6 protein-coding genes are annotated in these 7,306 nt (G+C 71.8%); 3 read left to right on the top strand and 3 right to left on the bottom strand.

Going from position 1 to position 7,306, the window contains the following annotated elements; all coding sequences use genetic code 11:
• Positions 1–125: 125 nt before the first annotated feature.
• Positions 126–1,661 (bottom strand): MFS transporter, encoded by a 1,536-nt coding sequence (locus ACFCY7_RS38955; protein ID WP_376490821.1) that lies wholly within the window; start codon positions 1,659–1,661, stop codon positions 126–128.
• A 62-nt stretch (positions 1,662–1,723) separates the two neighbouring features.
• On the opposite strand from ACFCY7_RS38955, the gene ACFCY7_RS38950 reads away from it, so the two are divergent.
• Entirely contained in the window at positions 1,724–2,686 is a 963-nt protein-coding gene (locus ACFCY7_RS38950) for a helix-turn-helix transcriptional regulator (RefSeq protein WP_376490820.1), read from the top strand.
• 583 nt (positions 2,687–3,269) lie between these two features.
• On the opposite strand, the gene ACFCY7_RS38945 is transcribed toward ACFCY7_RS38950, so the two are convergent.
• Entirely contained in the window at positions 3,270–4,271 is a 1,002-nt protein-coding gene (locus tag ACFCY7_RS38945; RefSeq protein WP_376490819.1) for an RNA polymerase sigma factor RpoD/SigA, read from the bottom strand.
• A 373-nt stretch (positions 4,272–4,644) separates the two neighbouring features.
• Here ACFCY7_RS38945 and ACFCY7_RS38940 point away from each other — a divergent pair, with 373 nt between their 5' ends.
• Positions 4,645–5,658 (top strand): questin oxidase family protein, encoded by a 1,014-nt coding sequence (locus tag ACFCY7_RS38940; protein WP_376490818.1) that lies wholly within the window; start codon positions 4,645–4,647, stop codon positions 5,656–5,658.
• Between the two features lie 153 nt (positions 5,659–5,811).
• Here the strand turns inward: ACFCY7_RS38940 and ACFCY7_RS38935 are convergent, their stop codons facing one another.
• Positions 5,812–6,600 carry a dioxygenase gene (locus ACFCY7_RS38935; RefSeq protein ID WP_376490822.1) on the bottom strand — a complete coding sequence of 263 codons (789 nt, stop codon included), beginning with the start codon at positions 6,598–6,600 and terminating at the stop codon, positions 5,812–5,814.
• A 114-nt stretch (positions 6,601–6,714) separates the two neighbouring features.
• Here ACFCY7_RS38935 and ACFCY7_RS38930 point away from each other — a divergent pair, with 114 nt between their 5' ends.
• A complete protein-coding gene (locus ACFCY7_RS38930) occupies positions 6,715–7,221 on the top strand; it encodes a MarR family winged helix-turn-helix transcriptional regulator (RefSeq protein ID WP_376490817.1) in 507 nt (168 codons plus the stop codon).
• Positions 7,222–7,306: the final 85 nt, after the last annotated feature.

Genomic DNA, 7,306 nt, shown 5'->3' with positions numbered 1-7,306 from the left:
CACAACCCCAACACGCCATCCGCTATCGCGGCTTGTCTGGTGGGCTGGGTTTTGTTTAAACGACACGGCGGCCGCGCGGGGGGTGGTGTCCCCGGGCAGGGCCCTTCGGTGAGCGGTGCTCCCGGTCAGTGGGTGAGCGCCGGCTCCTTCTGCACGGACTCGGGGGCGTCCTCGCCCTCGTCGCCGCCCTCGAGGTGCTGCTTCGGCTCGGCGGGCAGCGCGAACATCACCAGGAAGATGGCGGCGAGCACGCCGGCCGCCCAGCCGAGGGAGTTCTGGAAGGCGTCGGTGAAGGCCGCGCCCACCTCGGCCGGGGCCTGGGCGAGGTGCTTGTCGTCGATCACGCCGAAGAAGACGACCGAGACGAGGCCGAGGCCGAGCGCGTTGCCCATCTGCCCGGTCGTGTTGATCAGACCGGAGGCGGAACCGGCGTGCTCGCGCGGCACCTCGGAGAGCACGGCGTCCGTCAGCGGGGCCACGATCAGACCCATGCCGAGGCCCATGATCATCAGCGGCGCGATCATCTGCCAGGAGTGGATCCCGGTGCCGTAGCGGCCCGCCTCGAAGAGGTAGAGCAGGATGCCCGCGATCATCGTGAGCGCGCCGGCCTGGAGGACCTTGCGGCCGAAGCGCGGCACCAGCTTCTGCACCGAGAGACCGGCGGCCACCGAGACGGCGATGGAGAACGGCACTCCGGTGAGCCCCGCCTTCAGCGGGCTCCATCCGAGCCCGATCTGCATGTAGAGCGTCCAGACCAGGAAGAAGATGCCGAGCACGACACCGAAGGTCAGCTGCACCGCGATGCCGGCGGCGAAGCTCTTCACCTTGAACAGCGACAGCTCGACGAGCGGCGAACCGTCCTTCTTCGTCTTGTACTTCTCGTACGCGACGAGGGCGCCGAACACGACGAGGCTGCCGGCCATCATCAGGTGGCCCCACAGCGGCCAGTCCAGCTCGCGGCCGCGGGTCAGCGGGTAGATCAGCATGAGCAGCGCGGCCGTCACCAGGAGCATGCCGACGATGTCCAGACGGAGTGCCTTCGGCGCCTTCGACTCGGTGATGAACTTCCGACCGAGGAGCAGACCGGCGATGCCGACCGGCAGGTTGATCAGGAAGATCGGACGCCATTCGAGGCCCGCGATGTTCCACTGGGTGAGCAGCGCGCCGAGCAGCGGGCCGGAGACCGCGCCGAGGCCGATGATCGCGCCGAACATCCCGAACACCTTGCCGCGCTCGTGCGCCGGGAAGGTGACGTGGATGATCGACAGGACCTGCGGCACCATCATCGCGGCGGCCGCGCCCTGGAGGAGGCGGGAGCCGACCAGCATCTCCTGGTTGGCCGCGAAGCCGCAGAGCGCCGAGGCGAGGGTGAAACCGGCCGTGCCGATGAGGAAGAGGCGCTTGCGGCCGTAGATGTCGCCGAGCCGGCCGCCGGTGATCAGACCGGCCGCGAACGCGAGCGCGTAACCGGCGGTGATCCACTGGATGGCCCCGAAGGAGGCGCCGAGGTCCCGCTCGATGCTGGGGATCGCGATGTTGACGATCGTGGCGTCGACCAGATCCATGAAGGCGGCCGTCATGACGATGGCGAGGGCGATCCAGCGTCGCTTGTCCGCCGTGTCCGTGGGGGCCGCATCCGTGACGGCGTCGTGTGAACTCATAAGAAGAAGATAGAACCGATCTAGGTCAAATGATGTCCTAGATAGGCCGCATCCTGGAGGACATGACGGACACCCCGGTACGACTCCTGAACCTGCTCTCGCTCCTCCAGACCCCGCGCGAGTGGCCCGGAAGCGAACTCGCCGAACGGCTCTCGGTCTCCCCGCGCACCATCCGCCGGGACATCGACCGCCTCCGCGACCTCGGCTACCCCGTCGAAGCGACCCTCGGCTCGGTCGGCGGCTACCGTCTCGTCGCCGGTACGGCCATGCCGCCCCTCCTCCTCGACGACGAGGAGGCCGTCGCCATCGCCGTCGGCCTGCGCGCCGGGGCGGGACACGCCATCGAGGGCGTCGAAGAGGCCTCCGTACGGGCCCTCGCGAAGCTGGAGCAAGTACTGCCCGCCCGGCTCCGGCACCGGGTCTCCACCCTCCAGAACGCGACGATCCCCCTCACCCGCGGCGACGGCGCCACCGTCACGCCCGCCACCCTCACCACCCTCGCCGGCACGGTCACCGGCCACGAACGACTGCGGTTCGGCTACCGCGCCGGGGACGGAACCGAGACGAAGCGGCTCGTCGAGCCGTACCGGCTCGTCTCCACCGAGCGCCGCTGGTACCTCGTCGCGTACGACCTCGGGCGCGAGGACTGGCGCACCTTCCGCGTCGACCGCGTCAGCGAGCCCTTCGCCACGGGCGCCCGCTTCACGCCGCGCGAACTGCCCTCGGGCAACGCCGCCACCTACATGGCCCGCTCCATGGCCCGGGCCCAGGGCGAACTCGACCTCGAACTCGACGTCGAGTTCGCCGCGCCCGTCGAGTTCGTCGTCGCCCGGCTCCCCGCGCACCTCGTCCCCACCGCCACCGGTCCCGACCGCTGCCGTCTTCGCGCCCGCGTCACCGACTCCGTCGAATGGCTCGCCCTCCGCCTCGCCATGATGGACGTCGACTTCACCGTCCACGGCCCCCACCCCCTCATCACCCACATCCGCGCCCTCTCCACCCGCCTCTCCACCGCAACCCCCTAACCCCACAACACCCCCACCCACCCCGCCGCAGACACCAGCCACCCCCGTCATGCCCCAACGGACGACACCCTCCCGCCCGGCCCGGCCCACCCCGTTGTGGGCAATCGTTCCGCTGGGGCGGAACGGGTGGGCACAACGGACGGCGCCCCCTGCCGGGCCTAGGCATCCGCGCCTGAACCCGCACCGGATGCACGCCGAGCAATGGGTGAGGGTCAAGGCACAAGGGGCGGACGCGCCGCCAAGGGCGCCGTCCCATGTGCCCACCCGTCCCGCCCTGGGGGTCCCCCCGGACGAAGTCTGGGGGAGGGACGATTGCCCACACGGGGCGGGGGCGAGGCGGGGCGGCTGCCGGCGCGCGGGCCCACGCGCGGTGGGCGGCGGGCACGGGCCGCACGAGGCAGGGCACGGGCCGCACGGGGCAGGGCGCAGCCCGCACGAGATGGGTCCCGATCGCATGGGGCAAGGGAGGGTGTGCAGCCCGCACAGGGCAGGGGCGTAGGCCCAGACATGGCGGTACGGCTCGGGGGCGCGCGTAGGGGCCCGGGGACGGTGTCCTCGGGCCCCTGTTGGGCGGGGGGTGGGGTTAGGCCACGGCGTCGAAGCCCGTGTCGTGGGCCATCTTCTTGAGTTCGAGGAGGGCGTGCTTCTCGATCTGGCGGATGCGCTCCCGCGTGAGACCGTGCTGCTTGCCGACCTCGGTGAGGGTGCGCTCGCGGCCGTCCTCGATGCCGTAGCGCATGCGGATGATGGAGGCGGTGCGGTGGTCGAGCTTGTCGATGAGGTCGTCGAGCTCTTCGCTGCGGAGCAGGGTGAGCACGGACTGCTCGGGGGAGATCGCGGAGGTGTCCTCCAGGAGGTCCCCGAACTGGGTCTCGCCCTGGTCGTCGACCGACATGTTGAGGGAGACGGGGTCGCGGGCCCAGTCGAGGACGTCGGTGACGCGCTCGGGCGTCGAACCGAGCTCGGCGGCGACCTCGGCGGGCTCGGGCTCCCGCCCGTTCTCGCGGTTGAACTCGCGCTGGACGCGCCGGATGCGGCCCAGTTCCTCCACGAGGTGGACGGGGAGGCGGATGGTCCGGGACTGGTCGGCTATGGACCGGGTGATGGCCTGGCGGATCCACCACGTGGCGTACGTGGAGAACTTGAAGCCCTTGGCGTAGTCGAACTTCTCGACGGCGCGCACCAGGCCCGCGTTCCCCTCCTGGATCAGGTCGAGCAGCGGCAGCCCGCTGCGCGGGTAGCGCCGCGCCACGGCCACCACGAGCCGCAGGTTGGACTTGATGAAGAGGTCCTTGGCACGCTCGCCCTCGGCGACCAGCGCTTCGAGCTCCTCGCGGGTCGCGCCGCCGGCCTCGCTCTCCACTTCCCCGTCGAGGATCTGCTGGGCGTAGACGCCCGCCTCGATCGTCTGGGAGAGCTCGACTTCCTTGGCGGCGTCGAGCAGGGGCGTGCGCGCGATCTCGTCGAGGTACATGCCGACCAGGTCGCGGTCGGCGATCTCCCCGCCCACGGCGCGAACGCTGCTTGCCCGTGCGGCCCCGCTCTTGGCGGAGGTCTGACGACGGGCGACGGCACGGGTTGCCATGCGTGCTCCCTTGCTGAGTAGGTCGCGACACCCTTCCGGGTGCCCTGCATCCGACGGAAACAACGACTGGAATCAGGACAGAATTCCCACCCGGCACATGGATTTTCGCGATCATGCAGTATCCTGCGCGGCCGCCGCCCGCGCGGGCATGCCGTCGGAACCCACGGAGGTGCAGGTCAGGCCGGGCACGGAGGGTGATTCGACGCCCCTCGCGGGGGTTCACGACCACACCGTCGGTGAGACCGCGATCACATGCGGCGCCATCCCTTCAGACGCCTCGGTGCGGTACACGGTTGCCTCGCACCCCCTCGGTCCTGCGGACTAGGTCCCCGGCCGGTTACGGCCGCGCGGCCCCCGTCCTACCGTCACCTCCATGACCGACACCACGGGCACCCTCGACGAGGCCCTCGAACGGCTCCACACTTCGGGGCCCGAGCGCGACGGCTGGCTCTCCAATCACGCCCCCATGGCCGTCGAGGCCCTCGTCCGCCACGGCCGGGCGCGGGCCGTCCACCGCTGGCTCGACCACTACGCGCCGAAGCTGGAGGACGCACCGCCCGCGCTCCTCGCGGTGACGGCCGACGGCTGGCGGGAGGCCCTCGGCGACCCGTCGCGGATCACGGACTGGACCCGGTTCTTCGCCCGGGAGGTGGCGGAGCGCCCGTGGCGCGCGGTCCTCGCCGAGTGGTGGCCGCGCCTGCTCCCGGGCATCGCGGCCGGCGCGACGCATCCGGTGATCCGCACCGGGCACGCCGTTCGCACCCTCTTGGCGCCCGGCGCGGAGGAGACGGCCCCGCGCCGGACCGAGCTGGCGCACGCCCTGGGCTACTGGGCCGCCCGCCACCAGCCGCTCCCGCCGCTCACCCCGCTGGCCGCGGCGCCGTCGGCGGCGGCGGCGCTGGACGCCGTACCGCCGGTTCCGGAGCAGGACGGCGGGATCCGGGCCCGGCTGGCCCAGCTCACCGCCTTCCCGCGGTGGGGTGCGGCGCCCGATCCCGACACGGCGAAGGCGCTGCTCACCGAGCTGGTGGCGGCGGCGACGCACCGGTACGCGTCCCACGGCCACGGCGAGCCGATCATGCTGGTGCACGCGGCGACCGCGCCCAACGCGGTCCTGCGCACCCTGCCCGCGCTCCCCCGCGACCTGTGGGCGCCGAGCCTGGCGGCGGCCTGGTCGGCGGCGGCCGTGGTGACGGCGGCCTACACGCCGCGCGAGGCCACCTCGTACGCGCGGACCGGCCTCACCCCCGAGGAGGTCTTCGAGCGGGCGGCGGCGCACGGCGACGACCACACGATCAAGTTCGCGGACACGGCGCTCGACGTGGGCGACGGCCTCGCCCTCAGCGCCGCCGTCCGCGCCGTCGAACTGAACCCGCCGGTCTTCTGACCCCGATGCTCCGGAGGGCCCGGAGAGCCCTGAAGACCCGGAAGGACCTGCCGACCCCGACGAACCGCACGAACCGGACGGCCCTGCCGACCCCGACGAACCGGAGGATGCGAACCGTTCGGCGGACCCGGACCATTCCGAGGACCCGGCCGCTCAGCCGAACTGGACGGACCGCTTGGCGAGGCCCATCCAGAAGCCGTCGATGACCGAGCGCTCCGCGTCGAGGTCGCCGGCCTCGTCGGCGGCGCCCATCGTGACGAACAGCGGGGCGAAGTGCTCCGTGCGCGGGTGGGCGAGGCGGCCGGCGGGCGACTTGTGCTCGAAGTCGAGGAGGGCGTCGACGTCCCGCGCGGCGAGGGCCTCGTGCCCCCAGGCGTCGAACTCGGCGGACCAGCCCGGCACGCCGCCTCCGGTGTGCCGGAGGGCGGCGAGGTTGTGGGTGAAGAAGCCGCTGCCGACGATCAGGACCCCTTCGTCGCGCAGCGGGGCGAGCCTGCGCCCGATGTCCATGAGGCGGCGCGGGTCGAGGGTGGGCATGGAGATCTGGAGTACGGGGATGTCGGCGCCGGGGAACATCTCGACGAGCGGCACGTAGGCGCCGTGGTCGAGGCCCCGGTCGGGGATGTCCTGTACGGGGGTGCCGGGGGCGCGGAGCAGCTTGCGGACGGCCTCGGCGAGCTGCGGGGCGCCGGGGGCCGCGTACTGGACGCGGTAGTAGTGCTCCGGGAAGCCCCAGAAGTCGTAGACCAGCGGCACCGTCTCGGTGGCGCCGAGTGCGAGCGGCGCCTCCTCCCAGTGGGCGGAGACCATGAGGATCGCCTTGGGGCGCGGCAGGTTCGCGGACCACGCGGCGAGTTCGCCGGGCCAGACCGGGTCGTCGGCGAGCGGCGGGGCGCCGTGGGACAGGTACAGGGCGGGCATCCGTTCCGACGTGATGCCCATGACGTCCATGGCATCCATGGCGACGACCTCCGGCTCCTAGTTTCTTGAAACTTCAAGCTCACTGCCAGCACACCGTAACCCGATATAGTTCAACTTTCAAGAATGAGTCGTACGATGGGCACCATGGGAGACATGACCGAACCCCGCTGGCTCAGCGACGAGGAGCAGCACGTCTGGCGCGCGTACCTGCACGCCACCACGCTCCTCGAGGACCACCTCGACCGCCAGTTGCAGCGCGACGCCGGGATGCCGCACATCTACTACGGCCTCCTCGTCCAGCTCTCCCAGGCCCCGCGCCGCCGACTGCGGATGACCGAGCTGGCCAAGAGCGCCAAGATCACCCGCTCCCGCCTCTCCCACGCCGTCGCCCGCCTGGAGAACAACGGCTGGGTCCTGCGCGAGAACTGCCCCTCCGACAAGCGCGGCCAGTTCGCCCGGCTGACCGACGAGGGCATGGAGGTCCTCCGGCGCAACGCCCCCGGCCACGTGGCGGCGGTACGCCAGGCCCTCTTCGACCGCCTGTCCCCCGATCAGGTGCAACAGCTCGGCACGATCATGCGCGTCATGGCCGAAGGCCTCGAACCGACGGACCCGAACGCCGACCTGCCCTGGCTCCGCTGAGCGGCACGACGGACGGACCGACGACGGGCGACGGGCGACGGGCGACGGGCGACCGGCGACCGGCGACCGACTGCCGACTGCCTGT

Source organism: Streptomyces sp. NPDC056361, assembly GCF_042262805.1.
In the GTDB taxonomy this organism is placed as follows: domain Bacteria; phylum Actinomycetota; class Actinomycetes; order Streptomycetales; family Streptomycetaceae; genus Streptomyces.
This window is presented reverse-complemented; position numbering and strand designations above follow the sequence as displayed.